The organism is Kitasatospora sp. NPDC001132, from assembly GCF_053598415.1.
On sequence record NZ_JBSFKF010000012.1, the window covers coordinates 198092 to 221115 of the forward strand.

At 72.2% G+C, this 23024-nt stretch carries 19 protein-coding genes and 1 pseudogene; 3 read left to right on the plus strand and 17 right to left on the minus strand.

What is annotated here, in order from left to right:
* Positions 1 to 52: 52 nt before the first annotated feature.
* The 17 genes from ACWDBE_RS19070 to ACWDBE_RS19150 form a co-directional block, all read right to left on the minus strand.
* Complete coding sequence (locus ACWDBE_RS19070; protein ID WP_449792554.1) at positions 53 to 643, minus strand: cupin; 591 nt, start codon at positions 641 to 643, stop codon at positions 53 to 55.
* Between the two features lie 45 nt (positions 644 to 688).
* On the minus strand, positions 689 to 2530 hold the full coding sequence (gene asnB, locus ACWDBE_RS19075) for an asparagine synthase (glutamine-hydrolyzing) (protein WP_449792553.1): 1842 nt from the start codon (positions 2528 to 2530) through the stop codon (positions 689 to 691).
* A 5-nt stretch (positions 2531 to 2535) separates the two neighbouring features.
* Positions 2536 to 3291: an SDR family oxidoreductase gene (locus tag ACWDBE_RS19080; protein ID WP_449792552.1), complete on the minus strand. Its 756-nt coding sequence runs from the start codon at positions 3289 to 3291 to the stop codon at positions 2536 to 2538.
* Positions 3292 to 3305: 14 nt separating this feature from the next.
* Positions 3306 to 4004, minus strand: a complete 699-nt coding sequence (locus ACWDBE_RS19085; RefSeq protein ID WP_449792551.1) for an SDR family oxidoreductase — start codon at positions 4002 to 4004, stop codon at positions 3306 to 3308.
* A gap of 55 nt (positions 4005 to 4059) precedes the next feature.
* Positions 4060 to 5781 (minus strand): HAD hydrolase-like protein, encoded by a 1722-nt coding sequence (locus ACWDBE_RS19090; protein WP_449808592.1) that lies wholly within the window; start codon positions 5779 to 5781, stop codon positions 4060 to 4062.
* Between the two features lie 21 nt (positions 5782 to 5802).
* Positions 5803 to 6189 (minus strand): L-rhamnose mutarotase, encoded by a 387-nt coding sequence (locus tag ACWDBE_RS19095; RefSeq protein WP_449792549.1) that lies wholly within the window; start codon positions 6187 to 6189, stop codon positions 5803 to 5805.
* Positions 6186 to 7106, minus strand: a complete 921-nt coding sequence (locus ACWDBE_RS19100) for a dihydrodipicolinate synthase family protein (protein WP_392917698.1) — start codon at positions 7104 to 7106, stop codon at positions 6186 to 6188. The genes ACWDBE_RS19095 and ACWDBE_RS19100 overlap by 4 nt, the downstream gene beginning before the upstream one ends.
* Positions 7107 to 7195: 89 nt before the next feature.
* Entirely contained in the window at positions 7196 to 8248 is a 1053-nt protein-coding gene (locus ACWDBE_RS19105) for an NAD(P)/FAD-dependent oxidoreductase (RefSeq protein ID WP_449808593.1), read from the minus strand.
* Positions 8249 to 8619: 371 nt separating this feature from the next.
* Positions 8620 to 9897, minus strand: coding sequence for an MFS transporter (locus ACWDBE_RS19110; RefSeq protein WP_449808594.1), 1278 nt, complete (start codon positions 9895 to 9897; stop codon positions 8620 to 8622).
* A gap of 62 nt (positions 9898 to 9959) precedes the next feature.
* Positions 9960 to 11312, minus strand: coding sequence for a hypothetical protein (locus ACWDBE_RS19115; protein WP_449808595.1), 1353 nt, complete (start codon positions 11310 to 11312; stop codon positions 9960 to 9962).
* Between the two features lie 97 nt (positions 11313 to 11409).
* Positions 11410 to 12639 carry a pyridoxal phosphate-dependent aminotransferase gene (locus ACWDBE_RS19120; protein ID WP_449792545.1) on the minus strand — a complete coding sequence of 410 codons (1230 nt, stop codon included), beginning with the start codon at positions 12637 to 12639 and terminating at the stop codon, positions 11410 to 11412.
* Positions 12639 to 13889: a glutamate-5-semialdehyde dehydrogenase gene (locus ACWDBE_RS19125; protein ID WP_449808596.1), complete on the minus strand. Its 1251-nt coding sequence runs from the start codon at positions 13887 to 13889 to the stop codon at positions 12639 to 12641. Before ACWDBE_RS19125 ends, ACWDBE_RS19120 begins: the two co-directional genes overlap by 1 nt.
* Positions 13890 to 13891: 2 nt before the next feature.
* The gene (proB, locus tag ACWDBE_RS19130) at positions 13892 to 14974 is read right to left on the minus strand and encodes a glutamate 5-kinase (protein WP_449808597.1); all 1083 of its coding nucleotides are present in this window, start codon (positions 14972 to 14974) and stop codon (positions 13892 to 13894) included.
* Positions 14975 to 15269: 295 nt separating this feature from the next.
* Positions 15270 to 16703 carry a lanthionine synthetase LanC family protein gene (locus tag ACWDBE_RS19135; protein WP_449808598.1) on the minus strand — a complete coding sequence of 478 codons (1434 nt, stop codon included), beginning with the start codon at positions 16701 to 16703 and terminating at the stop codon, positions 15270 to 15272.
* Complete coding sequence (locus ACWDBE_RS19140; RefSeq protein WP_449808599.1) at positions 16700 to 19810, minus strand: lantibiotic dehydratase; 3111 nt, start codon at positions 19808 to 19810, stop codon at positions 16700 to 16702. The genes ACWDBE_RS19135 and ACWDBE_RS19140 overlap by 4 nt, the downstream gene beginning before the upstream one ends.
* 124 nt (positions 19811 to 19934) lie before the next feature.
* Entirely contained in the window at positions 19935 to 20078 is a 144-nt protein-coding gene (locus tag ACWDBE_RS19145; protein ID WP_402406701.1) for a hypothetical protein, read from the minus strand.
* Between the two features lie 108 nt (positions 20079 to 20186).
* Positions 20187 to 21074 (minus strand): alpha/beta hydrolase, encoded by an 888-nt coding sequence (locus ACWDBE_RS19150; RefSeq protein WP_449808603.1) that lies wholly within the window; start codon positions 21072 to 21074, stop codon positions 20187 to 20189.
* A gap of 209 nt (positions 21075 to 21283) precedes the next feature.
* Here ACWDBE_RS19150 and ACWDBE_RS19155 point away from each other — a divergent pair, with 209 nt between their 5' ends.
* From ACWDBE_RS19155 to ACWDBE_RS19165, 3 genes and pseudogenes are all read left to right on the plus strand, one after another.
* Complete coding sequence (locus ACWDBE_RS19155; RefSeq protein ID WP_449808600.1) at positions 21284 to 21961, plus strand: TetR/AcrR family transcriptional regulator; 678 nt, start codon at positions 21284 to 21286, stop codon at positions 21959 to 21961.
* A gap of 241 nt (positions 21962 to 22202) precedes the next feature.
* Positions 22203 to 22394, plus strand: coding sequence for a hypothetical protein (locus ACWDBE_RS19160; RefSeq protein WP_449792540.1), 192 nt, complete (start codon positions 22203 to 22205; stop codon positions 22392 to 22394).
* 448 nt (positions 22395 to 22842) lie between these two features.
* Positions 22843 to 23024 (plus strand): annotated as a pseudogene (locus ACWDBE_RS19165) (PucR family transcriptional regulator); the annotation flags it as partial.

A 23024-nucleotide genomic window follows, 5' to 3' on the forward strand; every position in this document is an offset into this window, starting at 1 on the left:
GCATGGCGAATCCGGGGCATCCGCCCTTGCAGTACACGTCGGTGACTCCCGGTCACCCCGTCGTCGCGGTGTCCTCGCGTACGACGTCCTCCACGTACGGGAAACCGTTCGCGATCCGGTCCCCGGTGAACTCGCCGTCGAATCCCTCCGACGTGAGGTACAGCCGGATGGCGCGGTAGTCGGGGCGCAGCCCCATGTCGAACCAGTGCCGGGTCCCGGCGGGCAGGGACAGCAGGTTGCCGTCGGTGGCCACCAGGATGTGGACCCTGCCCCGGGCCCGGATGTAGAAGCAGGCTCCGCCGTCGGCGAAGAACCAGATCTCGTCCTCGGAGTGGGTGTGCTCGTTGAAGTACTTGTGGCGCGAGGCGAGGACGTCCTCGACCCACTCCCGGTTCGTCTCGTCGGGGCGGACCGTGATGGTCTCGGCCTTGCGGTGCCGGCCGTCGGAGTCGAACGACGCGATCTCCGGGCGGTAGGCGTCGATCAGTGCCGCGTCCGGGGCGTCCCGGTCGACCCGGCCGGTCTCCCAGTTCTCGAACCGCACGCCCAGCGGGGCCAGGACCTCGGCGATCCGCCGGTCGTCCCGGGTGCGGAGCAGCGTGTGGGCGGCGTCCGTCTCGGGCGTGACATGGAGCAGTGCCATCGGTGTCACCTTCTCTGTTTCCCTGTGGGGCGGACGGGCCCGGGGTCAGGCGAGCTGCAGCGTGGGACGGTGGATGTCGAGCCAGGTCGCCATGTCGAGCCAGCGTTCCAGGCCGGTCCGGAACGCGGGGGACACGTCCTGCGGGCGCCGGCCCAGGACCTCCTTCAGCACCCGCCGGTCGGTCAGTTCCTGGACCGGGTGGCCGCCGTCGGCCAGGACGTCGGAGGCCTGCCGCAGCAGTTCGCCGGTGTACGCCGGGTCCTGCGTCGAGGGGTAGGGGGCCTTCCTGCGCTCGACCACCGACCGGGGCAGCTCGTTCCGGGCGGCGGCCCGCAGCAGGCTCTTCTCCGCGCCGTCGAAGGTCTTCATGGACCACGGCGTGTTGAAGACGTACGACACCAGGCGGTGGTCGCAGAACGGGACGCGGACCTCCAGCCCGGCGGCCATGCTGAGCCGGTCCTTGCGGTCGAGGAGGATGCGCATGTACCGGGTGAGGTGCAGGTGCATCTGCGTCCGCATCCGGGCGTCGAGCCCGGTCTCCCCGGCCAGGCGGGGGGCCCGCGCCACGGCGTCCGCGTAGCCCTGCCGGATGTACCCGGGCAGGTCCAGGGAGGCGCGCAGTTCGGGGGTGAACACGTCGATCCCGGTGTGCGGACTGGTGACGTGGGTGTGGTCCACCCAGGGGAAGTCGTCCGCGCCCTGGGCCGCCGGGTCGTGCATCCACCGGTAGCCGCCGAACACCTCGTCCGCCGACTCCCCCGAGAGGGCCACGGTGGAGCCCTTCCTGATCTCCTGGAAGAGCAGGTAGAGGGAGTTGTCGGCGTCACCGAAACCGGTCGGCAGGTCGCGCGCGCCCACGACCGCGCGGCGCACCTCGGGGTCGGCCATCCGCACCGCGTCGAGGACGACGTTCGTGTGGAGCGTGCCGGAGCGTTCGGCGACCTCGCGGGCGAAGGGGGCGTCCGGCGAGTCCCGGAACCGGTCGGCCGTGAAGCGCTCGCCGTGCCGCGTGAAGTCCACGGAGAAGCTGCGGATCCGCTCGGACGCGCCCAGCTCCCGCTGGGCGAAGGCGGTGATGACACTGGAGTCGAGGCCGCCCGAGAGCAGGGTGCACCGCGGCACGTCGGTCACCAGCTGGCGTCGGATGATGTCCGACAGCAGCTCGTGGACGCGTTCCACCGTGGTGTCCGTGTCGTCCTCGTGGGCAGTGGCCTCGAGCTCCCAGTAGGTGTGCTCGCGCAGCCCGTCCCGGTCCACCGCGACGAGGGTGCCGGGCCGCACCTCGGACATCCCCCGCCACACGGCGTGGCCCGGGGTGCGGATCCAGGAGAACGCCTCGCGCAGGCCCGCCAGGTCGACGGCGCGCGGGACCTCGGGGTGGGCGAGGATCGCCTTGGGTTCGGAGCCGAACAGGACGTCGTCGCCCAGGCGGTACTGGTAGAGCGGCTTGACGCCGAGCCGGTCGCGGACCAGCAGCAGCCGTTCCGTGCGCCCGTCCCAGATCGCGAACGCGTAGATCCCGTTGAGCCGTTCGACGAAGGCGTCACCCCACTCGAGGTAGGAACGCAGCACGACCTCGGTGTCACTGGCGGTGCCGAAGTCGTGGCCGCGCCGGCGCAACTCGTCGCGCAGCTCACGGAAGTTGTAGAGCTCGCCGCTGTAGGTGAGCGCCACCTCCCCGCCGGCCGCGTCGACGACCATGGGCTGCGCCCCGCCCTCGAGGTCGATGACGGCGAGCCTGCGGTGCCCGAGCGCCACCCGGGGGCGCAGCCACACGCCCCCGGCGTCGGGCCCGCGCAGGGCCATCGTGTCGGTCATGGCCTCGACCGTCGCGCGCTCGTCGACGAGGACGCGGACGGGCGAGTACCAGCCGGTTATTCCACACATGTCGGCTATCCCTTGACGGTCTTGGACAGCGGCTCGAAGTTGAAGTTGCGGATGAAGCAGTCCCTGGGCTGGCCCACGGCGAACAGCACGCAGTCGAGCAGCGACTGCGCGGTCAGCGGTGCCCCGGCCCGGCGGTCGGTGGTCTCCCAGTCCGCGCTCAGCGGGTCCACGTTCTCGAAGTCCGGCGGGTACAGCGAGATGACCCGCACGCCCTCCGGGCGCAGCCGCTGGGACAGGATCTCGGCGAAGTTCGACTGGGCTCCCTTTGCGGCGTAGAAGGCCGGGCTGCCCGAGCACGAGTCGGTGCGCGAGGACGCGGCCACCGAGACCATGTTGACGATGTCGGGACGCTCCGAGGCGCGCAGCAGCGGCAGGAAGTGCTTGACCATCAGGACGGTGCCGGCGCCGCCGGACGTGACGGTCGCCATGATCTGCTCGTCGGTGGCGGTGCCGAGGTCGAAGCCCTCCAGCCACATGGCGCCGTTGTTGAGGAGGATGTCCACCCGGTCGGTGAGCGCGCCGACCTGCTCGGCGAACTCCCGGACCGAGGCCGGGTCGGTCAGGTCGCAGGAGAAGGCGTGGACCTTGTCGTGGCCGAGCGCGAGGATCTCGTCGCGGGTCGCCTGCGCCGCCTTCAGGCTGCGGGCGGACAGGTAGACCTCGGCGCCCAGCTGGGCGAACCGGATGGCCAGGGTCCGACCGAAGTCACGGGCGGCTCCGGTGACGACGACGCGGGTGTTGTTCAGGAGTGCGGTGTTCATGCGTGTGGTGTTCCTCAGTTCACGGTGAGGCCGGTCGCGTCGCTGTGCGCCGGCAACCGGTGGAGTAGATAGTCGACGGCCTTCTCGGCCCACTCGTCGGCGCCCGGGTAGGTGTGGTGCTCGTCGGGCAGGCAGGTCGCCAGCATCGCGGTGTCCACGCCGCCGCCCGGGTCGACGGCCACCACCCGGACGCCCGGGCGCAGTTGGGCCGCCTCCTGGGCCACGGCCCGGGTGAAGCCCTCGACCGCGAACTTGCTCGCCGTGTACGCGGCGAGCATGCCCCGGGGGTTGCGCCCCCAGCCCGACGAGACGGTGACGAGGGTGCCGCCGTCCGCGATGCGCGGCAGGAACGCCCGCGTCATCGCGTACACGCCGCCCACGTTCACCCGGATCACGGTGTCGAAGTCCTCCGGAGAGACCTCCCACACCGGGGCCGGCCCGGTGATGGCACCGGCGTTGGCGATGACCAGACCGGGTGCGCCGAGCTCGCGGTGCACCCGCTCGGCCCAGGCGTCGACCCAGTCGGCGTCGGTGACGTCGACCCGTTCGAAGCGGTGGCCGTCACCCAGTTCGGACGCCAGCCCGCTCAGCGCGTCGGCGTCGCGGCCGCACCCGGCCACCGGGTGGCCCAGGACGGCGAAGCGCTGGGCCAGGGCTCGTCCGAGCCCTCTGGTCACCCCTGAGATGACCACCGGCTGCCTGCTGTCCGTCACTGTGTGCCTCCCGTGTGACTCGGTACCTTGTTCTGCCGACGCCCGAACCGTCGGGTCAGTCGTGATGCTCGGTCAGAAGCCTGACCGGAGCGTTCGGGTTCAGTTCGGTGACGATACGGGCCGGGCGCCCGACGCGGTCGCGGAGGGTCCGCTCGGCCGGGAAGAACCCGTAGCGGGTCACGAGTACGAAGTCGATGCCCGTCTCGTCCGCGGCGAGGACGTCCTGGCGCGAGTCACCGACCAGCACCACGTCCCGCGCGTCGACCCCGGCGTGCCGCAGGATCTCCGCGAGACGGCGGGACTTCGGCTCCTCCCCGCCGAGCACGGCGCGGAAGGCGCCGAGCAGTCCGCCCGCGGCGAGCACCTTGTCCGCCTCGCCGCGGGGCGTGCCCGTGGCGACGTAGAGCGGGACGCCCCGGTCGGCCAGGTGCTGGACCGTCTCCGCGGCGCCCGCGCACAGCGGCGCCGCGGGGTAGCGGTGAGCCAGCCGGTCCGCGTACGCGCCCGCGTACCGCTCGTAGAACGCCTCGAAGTCCGGGCCCGCCAGGCCGCGTTCCACGCTCACCCGGTGGAAGTGGGCGAAGTGCTCCTGCCGGGACCGGCCGAACGTGCGCCGGAACTCGTCCGTGAACTGCTCGACGAGGTCGGCCGGGAAGCCGTCGAACGCGGCGCGGACGCACTCGACCTTCAGCTCGTTGGAGTCGACGAGCACCCCGTCGAGGTCGAACACGACCACCGGGTAGCGCGCCAGGACGTCCGCCAGCCGCTCGCCGGCCGCATGGGCGAGGGCCTCGCCGAGGAGGGCCGCGGAGAATCCCGCGGACGCGGCCCCGGCGAGGAAACCGACGGCCCGCAGCTTCTCCTCCGCACCCAACGAGGCGTCCTCCTCGACGCGTTGGACGTAGGTCGGGTGGATGTCGCGCATGCCGGCGATCGCGTAGAGCCCGCTCGGGCCCCACCGGTACCGGTCCATCAGCGGGTGGAAGTGCCGCACGATGAGCTCCATCAGCGGCTGCAGCCGGTCCGCGTCCTCGCCGAGGACGGCGAGCAGCTGCTCGATGCGCGTGTTGCCGGCGCCGCGGCCCATGCCGTACGCGGTGCCGTCCAGCCACAGGGCGCCCTGCTGCGCCGCGACGACCGTGTTGTGCAGGGCGAAGCCCTGGTTGTCGTGGGCGTGGATGCCGACCGGGGCGTCCTGCCCGGTGCGGAACAACTCGACGAGTTCGACGGTGCGTTCCGGACGCAGGGAACCCAGCGAGTCGGCTATGTATACCGCTTCGAGCGGGCCCATCGCGACCACGGCGTCCAGGCAGACGGCGAGTTCGTCTGCGGTCGCGAGGTCGATCTGCATGAGGTTGATGCAGACACCGTACCCGGCCTCGCGGAGCGAGTGGACCGCGGCCACGGCGCCGGCCGCCTTGTCGTAGCGCACCGCGACCCGCACGAGGTCCACCGGAAGCGAGCCGGGGGCCAGCTTCTCCCTGAGCAGGCCGCCGACCTCCGCCGCGGGCAGACCCACCATGTCGGCGGCGTCCACCATCACGGCGAAGCGCAGCGCGTGGTCCGCGGGAAGGGCCTCGCGCAGATTGGGGGTCAGCCCTTCGGGAAGCTGCCCGTACGGGCCGAACCCGCTCTTGGTGAAACGGACGTAGCCCAGCTCCACCACGTCGATGCCGAGCCCCGGACAGGCGGCCAGGTACTCCTCGACGAGAGCGGTGTCGAAATTCCAGTTGGTGTAGTAACCACCGTCACGCAGCGTGCAGTCGAGAACGGTCAACCCGACGCGGTCCACAGGAGCTCACTTCCCGTCGAGGTCGGGCAGCGTGTTGGTGAAGTCCACGTGGTGAATGCGCTGCATCTCGGCCCAGTTCAGCTTGTTGCCGTGGTTCTCGTGCCGGACGAGGAGGCCGCCGTCGGCGTGCATCATGTCGTCCCACTCCTGCACGGCCGGGTGCAGGTCGTTGGCGCGCAGGAAGTCACGGGTGGGGTCGAAGTGGTCCTCGGCCTCGACGTACATGAACAGCATCAGCGGCTCGATGAAGAAGATCTGGAGCTTGCGGACGCCGATGGTGTCGAGCGCGCCGCCCGGGGCGACGATCTCCGGGATGACGTCACGGTGCAGCGCGATGTACTTCTCGGCGGCGGCGGCGTCCTTGAGACGGATGGTGAAGGCGTGGTTCTTCATCGGGTGAGCTCCTTCGCGAGCGAAAGCAGGTTCTGGTAGGTGTGGTTGACTTCGGTCCACGTCTCGTCGTCGAGCACGTGCCGGCTCGGCCCGCGGACGTGGGTGCTCTTCACGATTCCGCGCTCCTTGAGGAAGCGCTTCGCGATGGACACGTAGTAGTCGGTGCTGTTCATCATGTGGCACATGAGGTAGGAGAGCGGGTGCGCGATCCGCTCCGCCTCCGCGCGCCTGCCCTGCTCGAGCAGGTTCCACAGCGCCACGACGATCTCGGCGATCTCGGTGGCGGGGATCGTGCCCGTCAGGCCGCGCCGGTGGCAGTCGAGCAGCATCATTCCGCCGTCGCCCTCGAAGATGCGGGCCCGGCCTCCGGTCGCGTCGCGCAGCAGGCTGACGCGCGGCGGCGTCGGCTGCGCCTCCGGCTTGAAGAGCACGCGCTCCTCGCCGTACTCCTCCAGCAGCCGCACCTGGGCGGCGATGCTCAGTGGCTGCTTCGCCAGGCTCTTGGCGTGATGGATGATCACGGGGATCTCGACGGACTCGATGACCTCGCTGTAGTACGCGACCATGCCGTCGTCGTCGAGCGGGATCGTCGCCGGGTGCATCACGAGAAGGGCGTCGACGCCGGCCTCCTGGGCGTGGCGCGAGTACTGCACCGCCGCCTGGGGGGTCTCGGCGCCGGTGCTCATGACGGAGACGCCCCGGCCCCGGGCGGCCTTGGCGGAGAGCTCGGCGACCCGCAGCCGCTCCTCGTGGGTCAGCCGCAGCACCTCGGACACCTGGCCCACGACGAAGCCGTTGCAGCCGGCCTGGAACATGAACTCCGTCTGCGAGAGGAAGTCGTCCTCGTCGACCCGTGAGCCGTCTTCCGTGTACGGCATGAGGACGACCGGGAGAACTCCTTTGATGTCCTGGGACATCGACATCCACCTTTCGTGTGGGCATGGCGGAGGAACGGCAGTCGGAATGGACTGTCGTGAACTGCGGGGAGACCGCGGCGGTCCGGTGCTCAGCCGGCCAGGAGTCGGGCTGCTTCTCCGGCGGCCCACGGGGCCAGCTTGAACGCGCCTCCGTTGAAGCCGGTGGCGAGCATCAGGCCGGCCTCCCGCGGAACCCACGCGACGCGGCCCCGCCCGTCCGGGGCGTAGCACTCCGCCGCTCTGAAGCCCCCGAGCGACACGCTCGCCTCGACCCAGCCGAAGCGCCGTCGCCCGGCCTCGACGGCCAGCCGGGACTGCTCGGGGTCGACGGCGGTGCGTTCGATCGCACCGTCGACGCGGTACCCGGTGGGGTGGCCGAGCAGCATCCCGGCGGAGTCGGGATCCGGTCTGCCGTTGACGGAGCAGACGTCGTCCATGTACGCGGGGTGGTCTGCCGGCGCACCGTCGACGCCGCGCAGCTCGACCTGGATGGCCTGCGCCCAGAGGTCGTGCGGGACGCCCCAGGAGTCGAGGAGCCGTGGCGTGTGGGCGCCGGTGGCGAGGACCACCGCGTCCGCGGCCACCACGCCCGTGCTGCCCCGTACCCCGCGAATGCGTCCCCCCACCCGGTTCAGGCCGTCGACCCGGACGCCTTCCAGCAGCCGGCCGCCCTTGCGGACCGCGGACCGGACGAGCGCGCGCGTCACCTGCGTGGCGTCCAGATATCCGGCGTGCGGTTCCCATACCGCGAATTCGGCGGAACTGTTGAGGAGATGGCCGAATTTGCGGTCCAGATCGGCCGAGGAGAGCAACTCGACGGGAAAGGACCGGGCGATGCGGTCCGTCAGGGACCGGGCTTGTTCACGCATGCTCGGGCGCGGTATGTAGAGGAATCCGCTCTCGATGAAATCCGCGTGAATCCCGGTCCGTTCGGCGAAGTTCCGGAAGAAGGAGAGCCCCTGTACCGCGCGCTCCACGAGGACCGGATCGTCATGGTAGCAGCGCACGATCCCGCCGCTCCATGCCGTGGTGCCGAGCCCGGTCCGGTCCTGCTCGACCAGGCACACGCGGCCGCCGCGGTCAGCGAGTTCATGGAAGACGGCCGCACCCACGATGCCGCCGCCGACGACGACGGCGTCCAACACTCCAGACGTACCGGAAAGCAAGGCCATCCCCTTTCCCCCGAAAGGACCAGCTTCTAACCTACGGCCGGGCGGCGCATTCGGCCGCCCGGTTTCTGACTTTCATTCAACTCCTAAGTCAGGTGCACTGGTCGGTGTCTTGACGACCTGACGTCAAAGCGGCACCGGAGAAGTAGACCATGAAGCCGGGGCCCCGGCAAGGGGGTCAAGATCGAACCGTCGCATCCTGATAGAAAACTGATAGAACGTCAGCGATCCTTGGCGTGAAGGAGGCGACGGCATGCCCCCCCGGCGCGAGAGCGTCGAGGGGGCATGCCGTCGCCCGGGCGGCCCCACAACGGGTCGGTGTACCGCTCTGGAGAGGACCGGCGCTAGGGAAGGGTTTTCATTCGCCGAAGCGGGGAGAAGACATAGGGGAGCCAGGCGACCGCCAACCCCACCGCCCCGACGTAGAGCGACGCCCGTACACCGAAGAACTCCCCGACCAGTCCCGAGGCCCCCGCACCCAGCGCGGTGGCTCCGGTCAGGGCGAAACGCATGGTCGCGTTCATGCGGCCCAGCAGGTCGTTCGGGGTGACGCGCTGCCGGAAGCTCACCAGGACCACACTGTTCATCCCCATGCGGTACGTGACCACGAGCCAGCAGACGGCGGACGCCCAGTACACCGCCCCGCCGTCGACCAGCGGCACCAGGCAGGCGAACGGCGCGGTGACCAGGCCGGCGAGCCACAGCACGCTGCCCTGCCCCACCCGCTCCGCCAACCGCGGCCCGGTGTACGCGCCGATCAGCGAGCCGACGCCCCCGACGGCCAGGTACAGGCCCAACCTCCACGCGGAGAAGTGGAGCGTGTGCTCGAAGAGCAGGGGCAGCATGATCGTGACCATCTGGAGCGAGAAGTTGGTGATCGCTCCGGCCATCGCGATCGGGCGGAGCAGGGGATGGGAGAAGACGAACCTCACCCCTTCCCAGATCCCCCGGTACAGCGCCTTCTTCTCCGCGGCCCCCGCGTGGGACTCGTCCACCCGCTCGATCCGGGAGATCAGGATTCCCGACAGCAGGAAGCCGAGCGCGTCGACGAGCACCGCGGCCGGGGCCGCCATCAGCTGGAGCAGAAGACCGCTCAGACTGGGCCCCGCGACCCCGGAACTCTCCCTGACGCTGCCGATGTACCCGTTGGCCTGGAGCAGGCGCTCCCGGGGCACGATGGACGGCAGGAAGCTCTGCGCGGAGATGTCGGAGAAGACCGTCAGCGTTCCGCTCACGAACACGACCAGGTACAGCTGCGTCAGGGTCAGCGCGTCGAACAGCCACGCCACGGGTATCGATCCCAGCAGCAGTGCCCGCCCGAAGTCGGCGGTGAACATGATCGGGCGCCGGGGCATGCGGTCGACCCACACGCCGGCCGGGAGGCCGATCAGGAGGAAGGAGACCGTGCTCAGGACCCCGAGCAGGCCGACCTGTGCCGCACTCGCGTCGAGCGCGGTGACCGCCGTGAGCGGCACGGCCAGGTAACTGACCTGGGAGCCGTACAGACTGACGGAGTTCGCGGCGAAGAGCCTTCTGAAGTTTCCGTTCCTGAAGATCGACGGTTCGGCGGCGGTGCTGCTCCCCGCCGTCGAACCGCCCTCGATCGGCGTCTGCCTTCCCACTGCCCTGGAAGGATCGTCCGCGCTCGTCCGGGACCGAGTCATTCGTGGAGTCCTCCGCGGTCTCAGGAAGCGTGGCGGAACACGGGGGCCGCCTTGACGCGTCGGTCGGCACCCATGTTGATGACCGCCTGACCGCCGGAAGGTGTGGCTCGCACCTGAGCCCCGCCGTACCCCTCCGGAGTGATGAAGACGCCCCAGACGGAGTCGTGGTTTTGGACGGCCCCGCTCTCCGGATCGACGATCGGCTCCGGATCCGGGACCACCCTCTCCTGAACGATGTACCCGCGCCCCCGGGCCCCGGCCAGGAGCTCCCGCCAGTCCCGGTCGGACTGCTCCCAGCCGGCGTAGCTGCCGATCCCCGAGTATCCGTTGACGGGCTTCATGATGATCTTCTCGCGGTGCTCCCGGCAGTAGTCGAGCAGATCCACCGGGGTCCCCCCGGCCTCGACGGTCCCGGAGTCCAGGACCCGGGCCCAGGGGAGGATCCGGTCGATCAGCGCCCTCTCCTCGGCGGAGAAGGCGTCGTGCCACCTCTGGTCGTGCAGCATCGCCAGGCAGGCCTTGTTGTGCACCAGTCCCGTGCGCATCGTGGTCCACAGGACCACGCGGCCCTCCTCGTGCGCCCGGAAGATCGGCTCCAGGACCTTCTCGCCGTCGGGGCTCGCCACCACCTCCTCCACCGTGAAGTAGCGCGCGATGACGTCCAGCGGCCGGCCCTGGAGGTACAGCCTCCCTCCCTTCTCCCGGACCTCGCTCAGCTCGCCGAGGACCATCTCGATGCCGAACCCGCGCATCATCTCCTGGAGGCTCAGGTACATGCTCCGGTACTTGGCCATGGCGCCGTCGCAGTCGACCGCGCCGACGACGGGTGGCGCACCGCCGGTGACGGTCCTCGACGCCTCACGCAGGGCCCGGACGAAACGCTCGCCGGTGTGGACGTAGTCGAGGCCGTGCTCGTCGGCGAACTCCCGGAACTCCGGCACCTCCAGCATGTACTTGGCCATGTCCGACCAGGAGACCCCGCCGACGCTGCTGTTGATGTTGAACTCGAGGAGTTTGAAGGAGCCGTCGACGCGGTAGAGGTCGGCGCGCCCGTAGAGGGTGATCTCGCCGCCGAGCCGCTGGATCAGCGCCGCCCGCCGGGGGTCGATGCCCAGTTCCCGGGAGTAGCCGTCGACGTCCCCGCCGAAGAGCCGGTCCGGCAGCGAGGTCAGGACGTGGAACAGCGACGTCAGGTCGTCGGCGCACGCGGCGATGGAGCCGTGCGGCACGAACATCGGCCGGGGCAGGAGGATGCTCCGGTAGTCGGCGTCGGCTTCCTTGGGGAACGGCACGCGGCTCACGAGGTTCCGCAAGGCGCTGCCCTCTTCCAGGCACCGCTCGACGTAGCTGCGTGTGACGGAGTCCCTCGTCATGGGCCTTCCCCTCGGATTGCTGTCGGATGATCGGGTTCCTTCCGGCCTCGCGGTCGGGACCGCGAGGCCGGAAGGACTCGGCGCTGCGGCTTGCGGGTCACACCCCGGATTCGACCCTCGGCCGCGGTCGGGAGGTCGGGTGCTCGGGCGTGGTGCTCTCGATGAGGTCCCGGATCGCGGCCACGGCACGGGCGATGCGCTCCTCGGACTCGCTGCCCACGGAGACCCGCACGTAGCGGTCGCAGGAGTCCCCGTACCCGATGCCGGGCACCACGCTGATCGCGCTCTCCCTCAGCAGCCGGTCGGCGAACTCGGTGGAGTCGAGGCCGGATCCGCCCAGGTGGACGAAGAGGTAGAAGGTCGACGTGCCGGGCATGGTGTCGATGCCCTCGTCCGCGAACCAGCCGGCGACCCGGTTGCGCAACCGGACGGTGCGCTGGATCTGCGGCCGGGTGACGTCCAGGAGGTCGTCGAAGCGTTCGGCCAGGTAGGCCGCCAGGATGGTGGGCGCACAGGTGACCAGGTGCTGGTTGATCTTCAGGATCTGCTCGGTGAGCCGTTCGTTGGCGATGAGGTAGCCGATCCGCCAGCCCGAGACGCCGTAGTTCTTCGACATCGAGTTGACCGTGACCGTGTGCCGCTTCTCCGGGTCGAGCGACCCGGCCGAGATGAACTCGGCGCCCGGCGGGATGAACTCGTTGTACGCCTCGTCGACGATCAGCAGGAGCCCGTGGCGGTCGGCCAGTTCGTGCAGGTACTCCAGCTCGGCGCGGGTGTAGACGTGCCCGCTCGGGTTGTTCGGGTTGTTGATGATGACCGCACGGGTGCGCGCGGTGACGAACCGCTCGAAGTCGAAGACCGGCACGTCGTGCGGAACCATCACCGGCTCGCCCTGGCACATGCGGATCTGCGCCGGGTAGCTCAGCCAGTACGGCTCCGGCACGATCACCTGGTCGCCGGGGTCGACGATCGCCATCAGCGCCATGTAGATGGCGGCCTTCGAACCGGCGGTGACGATCACCTCGGTGTCCGGATCCACCGGGAGCGCGAACCCGGACCCGTAGTACTTGGCGAGCAGCCTCCGCAGCTCCGGCAGTCCCCGGGAGTGCGAGTAGTGGTGCAGGCCGGGCGTGGTGAGGCCGTCGAAGGACGGAAGGGGGAGGTCGAAGAAGGCCTCGCCGAGGGACAGCGTGATGATGTCCCGTCCGGCGGCCTTCATGTCGTAGACGACGTTGTTGTGCTGGACCGACAGTGCCTGGGTGATGCCCTCCATCAGCCGGGAGGTGCGCAGCGACCGCTCCGTCGCGGCGTGCGGCTGCCCGGCCATCAGACGACCCTCGTCTGGCCGCTGCCCCAGACCACGTTCTTCACCGTTGTCAGCGACTCCAGGCCCATCGGGCCGCGCACGTGCAGCTTCTGGGTGGAGACGCCGATCTCGACCCCGTAGCCGAACTCGCCGCCGTCGGAGTAGCGGGTGGAGGTGTTGACGAAGACGCTGCCGGAGTCGACCTCCCGGGCGAAGCGCCGCGCCACGTCGATGTCCCTGGCCACGATGCCCTCGGCGTTGGACGTGCCCCACCGGCGGATGTGCGCGAAGGCGGCGTCGGCGTCGGGAACGACCTTGACCGCGAGGACGAGCCGCAGGTACTCGGTGCCCCAGTCCTCCTCGGTCGCGGCGACCGCCTTCGGCCAGACGCGGCGGACGGTCTCGTCGCCGCGGATCTCCACGCCCGCCTCGGCCAGCAGGTCGAGGACTCCGGGCAGCCAGGACTCCGCCAGGTCCGCGTGGACCAGCAGGGTCTCCATCGCGTTGCACACGCTCGGCCGTGAGGTCTTGGCGTTGATCGTGACCGCGGTCGCGACGTCCGGGTCCGCGGAACCGTCGATGTAGGTGTGGCAGTTGCCGGCGCCGTCGATCACCGTGGGCACGGTGGCGTTCTTCTCGACGGAGGCGATCAGCTCGGGGCCGCCCCGCGGGACGAGCAGGTCGACGTACCCCTTGGCGCGCATCAGCTCCAGGGCGGCGTCACGGGACGGGTCCGAGATCAGCTGGACGGCCGCGGGGGGCACGTCGTCGTGCTCGGCGATGGCCTCCGCCAGCGCCTCCATGATCGCGGCGTTGGTGGCGGCGGCCATGGACGAACCGCGCAGCACCGCGCAGTTGCCGGTCTTCAGGCACAGGGCGGCGACCTCGGCGGTGACGTTGGGCCGAGCCTCGTAGATCACCGCGATGACGCCCAGCGGCTCCCGCACCTGCTCGATCAGCAGGCCGTTGGGGCGGGTCCAGCCCTTGACGACCTCGCCGACCGGGTCCGCCAGCGACGCCACCGTGTGGATGGCGTTCACCAGCCCGGCCATCCGGCTCTCGGTCAGGGTCAGGCGGTCGATGAGGGTCGGGGTGATACCGGCCGCACGGGCGGCTTCGATGTCCTGCTCGTTCGCCTTGATGATCGAGTCGCGGTTGCGCTCGACGGCGGCAGCCATGTCCAGGAGGACCTGGTTCTTCTTCGCCGTGGTTAGCCTCTTGACGGCGGCGGTCGCTTCCGCGGCAGCACGGCAGATCTCGATTACCGACACAACTAGCCTCCAAAAATCCGTACGTAGTCACAGTCGTCGATGAGTTCCGAGGCGGACCGGTCGCCGGCCCGGACCTCCGCCGCGCCGAGGCGGACGGTGCCGCGGGCGATCACCCGGGAGTCCGGACCGAGGACGTCCACGACGTCGCCGCGGTCGAACGGCCCCTTGAGCACGCCGACGCTCCCGGCGAGCAGGGCCCGGCCCGACTCGACGGCCTGCCGCCCCGCGGCGTCGCAGACCACGGTCCCGCTCGGGGGGTACCGGAAGGCCCGCCACAGGCGGCCGAGATCGGGCGCGGCGGCGTGGGTCGTGCGCGGCGGGAAGACGGTTCCCTCCACCTCGTCGCCACGGAAGGCCGCGATCAGGACGGTGGAGTCCATGGCGTCGGCCACCACGGTGCGGACCCCGGCGTGCGCGGCGATCCAGCAGGCGCTCAGCTTCACGAGCATGCCGCCGGTTCCGCCGTCTCCGGTGGATCCTCCGGCCATCGCCTCGACTTCGGAGATCGGACCCGTCACCTCGGCGATGCGCACGGCGCCCTCTGCGAGCATCGGGTTGCCGTCGTAGAGGCCGGCCACGTTGGTGAGCAGCAGCAGGAGCCGTGCTTCGAGGAATCCGCCGAGCAGAGCGGCCAGGACGTCGTTGTTGCGCACGCCCAGCGCGTCGTTCTCGTTGACGATGGGCACCATGCCCAGCGAGCGCATCAGGTCGAACGTGCGGCGGACACCGCCACCGCGTTCCGGCGCGACGAGATCGTGCGGGGTCAGCAGGATCTGCCCCGTCTCCAGGCCGTGCGCGGCGAACCGGGCACGGAGCGCCGAGTACAGCATTCCCTGACCGAGCGCCGCCGCGGTCTGTGCGGCCTCCGCCGTGTCCCGGGTCAGATCGCCGTGCCTGGTGCGGCCCAGGGCGATCGCCCCGGAGGTGACGAGCACCGGCGCCAGACCGGCCTCGATGCCCTTCGCTACCGTCGTGCAGAGGGTGTCGAGCTTGACGGGGTCGACTTCTCCCCGGGTGATCAGAGACGACGTTCCCACCTTGATGACGACGCGGTTGCCCGTGCCGTCGCTGATTGCATCCCGCATGGTCTCCTCGCCTGAACCTCGGCCGTCGGGTGTGGGAGAGCGGAGGGGCAGCCGCTTCCAAGAAGATGGTTACCGGGGGCGGTGTTCTCCCAATGTGCTGGCGATTCGCGGCCGCTGTCGGGGACTCGCGGCGCACGCGGGAGCGGGGGGAGGCGCGGCGCGCGCGGCCGCGCGACGGCGCGTCGAAGCCGGGTGAAGGCGCGTCGAAGCCATGGCGGAGCCGCGCCGAGGCCGCGCCGACGGCGGGCGCTGTCGGTCCTCGCGCCCGCGTGACCTCGGGGCGGCGTCGGCGGCCTCAGGTCAGCAGCAGGGCCGCGTCCCAGTCGGTTTCGTCCGCCCCGTCGGGGTCGTCCGCCCCGTCCGGATCGGCCCGCGCGTCGGCGTAGCCGGCCAGGGCCAGGGCCGCTCCGGTGGCGCCGTCGATCAGGGCCGGGCTGTCCAGGTACCGGGGGCCCGTGCCGGTGGGGACGTGCTGGCGGTATCCGAACGGCGCGTCCTCGTCGAAGGCGGCGGCGAGTTCGGCGGCGGCACGGTCCGCGGCCGCCCACAGCGCCGGGTCGCCGGTCGCGGCCGCCATCCGCACGGCGGTGTGCAGCACGCCGGCGCGGCCGTGGCACAGGCCGGGGTCGTCCGCCATCGTGCTCGGGAGCGGCCGGCTGACGGCGGCGCGCATGGCGTCCCGGGCGCGGGCCCCGACCGCCGGATCGGCGAGGGCGTCACCGGCGAGGTGGAGGGACCACGCGATGCCGGACGCGCCGTAGCACCAGCCCGCCCGGGGGGTGGCCGCACCGGTGCCGACGGCCTGGCCGGTCTCCTCCTCGTACGGGATCCGCGCGGGCCAGTAGGCGCCCGCCGCGTCCGTCAGCTCCCTGGCCAGGAGCCAGTCGGTGACGGAGCGGATCGCCTCCGACCCGCCGGGCACCACGACTCCCGCGCGGTGGGCGAGGGCGAGCAGTGAGAGCGGGCCGCAGATCCCGTGTGCGGCACCGAGGTTGAAGTCTCCGGACGGGTACGCCAGCCGGTCGCGGTCGACGACGTAGCGCTCCGGGGCGCACCACCAGCCCGGCACCTCGCGGGCCCGCACCTCGGTGGGGCGGGTCAGCCGGACCAGCAGGCGCAGCAGGTCGGACAGGACCGCCGCGACGCGCTCGTCTCCGGAGCTCGCGGCGGCCAGCAGGGCGCGGCCCCGGCCGGCGAGACCCGCGACGACGTCGTAGTCCAGGTAGGAGAGGCCCGGCCCGTGTTCGGTCAGCCGGGCGTCGAGCGCGGCGACCACGGCCGCCGTGTGGGCGGTGGCCAACTCGGTGCTGCGGGCGAGCAGTTTGGCGTATCCGCCGGTCAGGCGGGCGTGCAGCAGGGCCGGGAGGATCAGATCGCCCGCCCCGGCCGGGCCGGCCGCGGGGGCGGATCGGACGGCGGCGGCCAGGTGCGCGTGCGCGACGGACGACCAGTCGGGCTCGTGCCGCGCCCGGACGATGTGCAGCAGGGCGATCCCGGCATGCCCGAGCAGGGCGGAGGCGGGTTGCCAGCCGGGCAGCAGCAGGTCGGCCGGGGCGGTGGCGAACGCCCGCCCGGCGGTCTCGGCGACGTGCTGCGGGTCACGCAGGCGCTCGCCGACCCGGTGGGCGACGGCCCGGGCCGTGCGCGCGGTCCGTTCCGCGCCGCTCGGTCGCTCCTGGTGCGCGGCGGGCCGGGCCGTCCCGGTGCGGTGGGTCTCGTGGGTGCTCATCGGCCGTGCCGCTTCCGGTCGATGCGCAGGGACAGGGCCTCGCGGGCGATCGCGTGGGCCAGGGCCTCGTCGTCGGGGCGGGGGCCGAGGAGGCGGTTGCAGTGCATGTGGGCGAGGCTCGTCGCGATGGACGCCCGGCGGGTCGGAGAGGTCGCGGCGGCGGTCAGGGCGGTGCGCAGGTCGGCGAGGGCGTCCGCCCGTGCGGCCCACGGCCCGGCCGTCTCCGGTGTCAGCCCGGGCCCGGGCCGGCAGTTCTCGTCGAGCAGTGCGGCCATCGTCCTCTTGCCGTCCCGGTCGACGTCCCCGATGCGGGCGCGGACGGGCTCGCCGCTCAGCCAGGCGAGGGCCTCCTCGGGGGTGCCGAGGGCGGTGACGAGGTCGAGCACGCCGAGGGCCGCGAGCGCCGTGCCGGACAGGCCGAACACCTCTTTGCCGGAGGTGAGTTGGGCGATCACCAGTCGACTGTCGGCGTGGAAGACCCGGGTGGCGCGGTCGTGCGGGGCGGGCCCGCCGTAGCGTTCGGTCTCGGGGTCGTAGGTGTCCAGGACGAGTCGCCCGCCGAGCCCGGCGTCGCGCAGGTCCTCGGCCCAGCCGTGCAGGCGGGGCAGGAGGGCCGTCCAGAGGCCGGCGGGCTTGCCGTGGAAGCGCAGCCGCAGGTGCGGATCCGGATCGGCGTAGCGCAGGAAGAACCAGTCGTCGACACCGGCCTCGGCGAGCAGGTCGGGGTCCGTGAGCAGCGCCGAGCGCCGGGCGAGGAGCCCGTCCTGGCGCGCCTGCGGGACGTAGACCTTGGCGTACAGCCACTCCCCGCCGGGCAGGTGGGTGGCGGATGCCCGGTCCGGCAGGGGGCGGGGGGCGGGCCGCCGCGGCGCGGTGCGGTTCGCGGGCTCGCGTGCGGCGAGCAGCGGGAGGACGAGCTCGGTGGCGTGCGGGCCGTCCGGGCCGGTCAGCCACGTGCCGGGGCGGTCGGCGCCGAGGCGCTCCACGACGGCGAGCCCGGGGCGGGCGAGTTCCTCGGCGAGGACCGTCCGGTGCAGGGGCTGGTCGAGGTCGACGGCGATGCGGTGGTCCGCGCGGGTCAGCAGGACGTGCCGGGGCACGCTCCAGCGCCCGCGCCAACGCGCCACCTCCGCCTCCCAGTCGGGCCCTCCTGCGCTCGCGGTCAGCTCGCGGTCGGGCAGCCAGCGCGCGGGGGCGAGGACGGTGCGGCCGTGGCTGACCCGGGGTTGGACGGGGGCCGTCGACCACGAGCCCCAGTTCCAGGGCAGACACCAGTCCTGGCCCTCCTGCCCGAGCTCCAGGAGGAACCGGGCGACGTGCGGGAGGTGCCCGCCGGCCGGGTTGAGCATCGAGTACGAGACCGGGCGGACGGGCTCCCCGCTGCGGGTGTCGGTGAGCCGGAGGCCGTCGAGGTCGGCGTGGACGGCCAGGTGCTCGACCGGCAGGTCCCGGGTGCCCTCCGTCGTGGCGGGGCCGACGCCCAGCGGGATGCGGTCCGGGAGCCACTGCGGGACGGCGGCGACGTTGCCCGAGCGGATCGCGCGGGGCCGGTAGGCGACGGTCGCGGCGCGTTCCCCGGGCTCGGCGCCGCCGCCGGCCCGCCGTACGAACGCGGCGACGTCGTCGGCCCGTTCGCCCAGGAGGTGGGCGAACCGGCCGAAGGTGGCACCGGCCAGCGGGGAGCCCGGGTTGCCGCCCAGGACGAGCCGGAAGTCGCCCGCGCACAACGACTCCCAGCTGTCGGCGAGGAGTTCGGCGCCGAGTTCGAGGGAGCCGGGGCGCCGTCGCGACACCGGCCCGGCGAGGTCGCCCAACGCCCCCTCGTCGAGCCGGACTTCCGGCACCGAGCCGTCGGCCGCCCGCCGGACGGCGGCGAGGAGGAGTTCGCCGAGCACCCGGTCCCGGGCTTCCGCCCCCGGATGCGGGGCCGGGCGTCCGGGGGCCGCACGGTACGCCGCGGGAAGTCCCAATCCGCGGCCCTCGTCGAGCAGTTCGAGCAACGGTACGGCCCGGTCGGTGCCGTACCGTTCCAGGAAGGCCTCGTGGTACTCGCGCAGGTGCGCACTGCCGGGCCGGATCAGGGAGACGCTCCACAGGGCGTCCGCCGCCCGTTCGGCCTCGCGGGCGACCTCCGCCGGCAGGACGACGCGGGCGTCCAGGGCGAGGTCGGTCTGGATCGGGTGCTCGGTCGGGTGCAGTGCGGCCATCCGCTCGCGCGCCGCCGTGAGCGCGCGTCCCCGGTCGCCCGGGGCGGCGGCGTCCAGCGCGGCGAGGCAGGCCCGGACACCGCGCAGGGCCGCGGCCGCCGGGTGGTCGAGCCCGTCCAGCCGGTCCAGGACGTGCCGGAGCGGGTCCGCGCACTCGGGCGGCGGGACGAGGTCGCTTAACAGGAAGCGGGTGCGGACGAGCTGGGTGATGGCTCGGTCGACGGCGGCGCCCTCCGCCTGCGGGAAACGCTCGGCCGTCCGGGCCAGCAGCTCCGACCAGCCGACGGGCTCGGCCGCGCACTCCAGCAGGTACCGCACGGCTGGACTCAGCCCGACCGAGTGGCGCAACTGGCTTGCACCGTCGGCCTGGTAGACGTCGAGCAGCACCAGGCGCTCCTCGCGCTCGACCCGCAGGGCGTTGGCGACGAGCCGTCCGCCGCGGAGCACCGCGGGGTCGGCGAGCAGGGCGCTCAGCACTTCGTCCAGCCACCCGGCGTCCGGACGGCTGACCGGCCGGTGCCCGGTGCCCAGGTCCGCGGCGGGCGAGGCTCCGAAGCCGGCGACGGCGACGCCGGCGAAGAGGCCGAAGGGGGTCGCGCGGTGGGTCATCCGCAGCCGGTACTTGAGGAGCGAGACGGCGAGGCGGCGCAACCGGCGGGGTTTGAGCGGCTCCCCGGCGATCACCCGCCGGGCCTCGGCCGCCAGGGCGGGGCTCGCCAGGTCCACCGCGGCCATGAACTCCGCTTCGGATGCCAGGCGTTCGACTTCGGCCCGCAGGCGGTCGGGGTCACCGGAATCGGGAGAGGGTGACCCGCCGCCGTCCGCGGGCAGTGGCAGGACGGCCGCGCGGAGCAGCGCCACTCCCGCCGATTCGAAGCCGGTCCCGCTGTCCGTCCGCATCCTGTCCATCCCCGTTCCGCTCGTCCGTCCCGTCCGTCCGTCGTCCCGCGCGGCCCGTGGGCGCGCGCGTCGGTGCCGGGCGGAGGACGCGGAGTGCGCGCACCGCCCGGCACCGGTCACCGGATCAGCAGAGCCAGGAGGTGATCGGGCAGGACAGGCAGGTGCCGGTCCCAGTGAAGGACTTCGCGCCGGCGACGGCGCCTTCCTCCACGACGATCTCCAGGTCCAGGTCCAGGTCGAACTCGAGCTCGGCGGTGACAGTGCTCATGGTGTCCTCCAGTGGGTGGGTGGGTTCGCCGGAAGTCCGGCGGCCGGTCCGCGCGGCTGCGCGCACCGGAGCTTCGGGGGGGCCACTGCCGTACGGCGGCGGATCGGGTCAGGCGGCCGTCCGCGCGGGGCCGGCCGCGGCGCGTGCGGCCAGGCAGTCCGCCAGGAAGGCGAGCGCCCGCAGGTGGTAGGGGCGGGCGGCCCAGCCGAGGCTGATGTTGTGGCCGGCCTGCGGCTGGCGGTCCACCAGCACCCGGGGGGCGGCGGTGAAGCGGGCCGCGAGGTCGCTCAGCGCCCGGTCGTCGTGGCGCCACCAGGCCTCGTACTCGGCGAAGGTGAGCCGGAGCGGCACCCGCACGCGCGGGGCGAGCGCGGCGAAGTCCTCGGCCCAGGCGATGGCGTCCGCCTTCTCGCGGTCGGGCATCGGGGCGACCACCTGGCCGCCGGCGCGGAAGGTGTCCGGCGGGTACAGCCGCACCGGACCCCAGTGGTGCCGCCACAGTTTGCCGCCGGGCGCGAGGATGTCGCGCGGGTCGACGGCGTACTCGTGGCCGCAGCCGGAGACGTCGACGCCGACGAGGTCGAGTCCGTCCGGGTCGGCGGCGAGGCCGAGGGCGAGCTTGCCGCCGAGCGAGTGCCCCAGCAGGAACAGGTCCGCGCCGGGGGCGTGCCGGGCGGTGAAGTCCCGCAGGGCCGCGCGGACGGTACCGGCCTGGTCGGCGAGCCGCTGCCCGTCCGGGAAGCGCCCGGCGGACCCGCGGTAGCCGGGACGGTCGACGGCGAGGACGGTGTAGCCGAGGTGCGCGCCGAGGGTCAGCAACGACTGGTCAGGGTCGGCCTGGCCGTCGAAGTACGACGCGCTGGTGCCGCCGCCGTGCAGGGCGACGACCACGGCCCGCGCGGAGCCGTGCTCGGGCTCGCAGAGCAGTGCGGACAGGGCCGCGCCGTCGGCGTCCAGGACGATCCGGCGGACGCCGGGGGAGACGGACGCGCTCATGACGTCGAGCAGGTGTGGGGGTGCGAGCCGATCGGCCCGGTCTCGGGACATGGCTGCTTCTCCGGTCGAGTGCGTGGGGTTGCGCCGGACTCAAAGATTTTGGATCAACGATTCGAACCTAACGGCCACTCAGTCAGGTTCGCAACCCACAAGTCCACAATTTTGAACCCGTGAGTCCAAGTCGAGTTCGCCGCGAGTACGATGACCGGGTGACCGAAGCACGTGCGACAGTCGAGGCCGGACGCGGGGCGCCGCGCGGCCGCATCGACAAGAGGCAGGCCATCCTGACCGCCGCGTTCACGGTGTTCGCCCGCCAGGGCTACGCCAACGCGTGCGTGAAGGAGATCGCGGACGAGGCCGGTGTCGCCAAGCCGACCGTCTACAACCACCTGAACGACAAGGCGAACCTCTTCCGCCAGGCCGTCCTCATCGCCGCCGACGAGGCGACGGCCCGGAACCTGGCCGCCGTCGAGGGCCTGCTCCTGTCCTGCGACGACCTTCACGACGCGCTCGTGTCCGTCGCCCAGGCCCTGCTGCTCTGCCACCGCAGCGAACAGTCCTGGGCCCTGCGCCGGCTGCTCCACTCGGAGGTCGCCCGCTTCCCCGACCTGCTGGACACCGTCCAGGGCCGGGGCGTCGACCGGGTCACCGAGGCGATGGCCGACCGGCTGGCCCGGCTGACCCTCTCCGGGCGGCTGAACGCCACCGACCCGGCCTGCGCCGCCGAACAGTTCATGGCGCTGCTCGCCGGTCCGATGGAGGCCCGTTCCCGCTGTGGCACCCGGCAGGTCCCGGACGCCGAGCTGAACGGCATCGCCCGGGCTGCGGTGGACACCTTCCTCAAGGCGTTCGGCCGTGAACCCGGGGCGTCGGGGAGCGGTGCCTGAGCGGCCGGCATCCGCATCTGTTGTCAACTGACTGTTCGTCAAGTCCCTTTCCTTTTCCCCCTGGTGGCGCACGCCGTCGACCACTGTGACGATCTCCGTCCTCTTTGCGCCATCGTCGAGGCCGATGGCGCGGTCGGTCGTCCGCGCCCCCGAGGGGATCCGCCCATGTGCCGGCGCCCTCGATCTGACGTTCCATCAGAATTCCCGTCGCACGGCGTAGCTCGGCTACCCGCTGGTCGACATGGTCCTGCTCTCCTTCGAGGACATGACCCGCAAGCAGCTGTTCGCCGGCACGGCCCCGCCCTGGGCCGGGCTGGACTACGGCGGTCTGATGGCCGGTGCGACCCTCACCGCACTGCCGGTGGTCGTCGCCTTCCTCCTCGTCCAGCGCCGGATCGCCGCGGGCCTGGCGACGGGCGCGATCCGGGGCTGACGGCCCGCGGCGGCGTGGCGACGCGGTGGCCGGCGGCTCAGGGTGGCGGGTCGGGTGCGGCCCCGGGGCCGGCCGGCCGATGTCCGGACATGCGCCGATGTGCTGGCGGTGCACCGCGATACGACACTCTGCGCACCGTTCGCGGGGTGTGCGGGCGCTCCTCGGCCTCGTTCCCGTCCTGTCCGCCCGGTCCGGCGGCCGGGGAGCGGCACGGCCGAAGGGGCATCCCGGCCCGGCCGCCATCAGGGGTGAACTCGGCCGCGCTGAAAGCCTTTTGGCCTTCCTCCGGTTCGCCCCGGAAGTCCCTGTGCGGCTCCCTCCGGGGGTTCGGCGCCGTCCCGGGTGACCGCCCGCCCCGGTCGGGTGGAGCCGTCGGATCCTCGGTTTGTTGAACGTTGTCCTTCCGCTTCGCTCCTTGTATGAATGGCGGGCCAGGAAGGAGTTGATCATGGCGATGTGGATCCGGCGCGCGCGTGCGGGAGGCGAAGTGCTGCAGGCGCTGGTGGACGGCCTGGCCGAGGAACTGGGGCGCTCCGTCGTCCTCGACGACCCGCTGGTGCGGATGATCTGTGCCAGCCGGCACTTCGGGGACGAGGACCGGGTGCGGGTACGCACGCTGCTGCAGGGCGT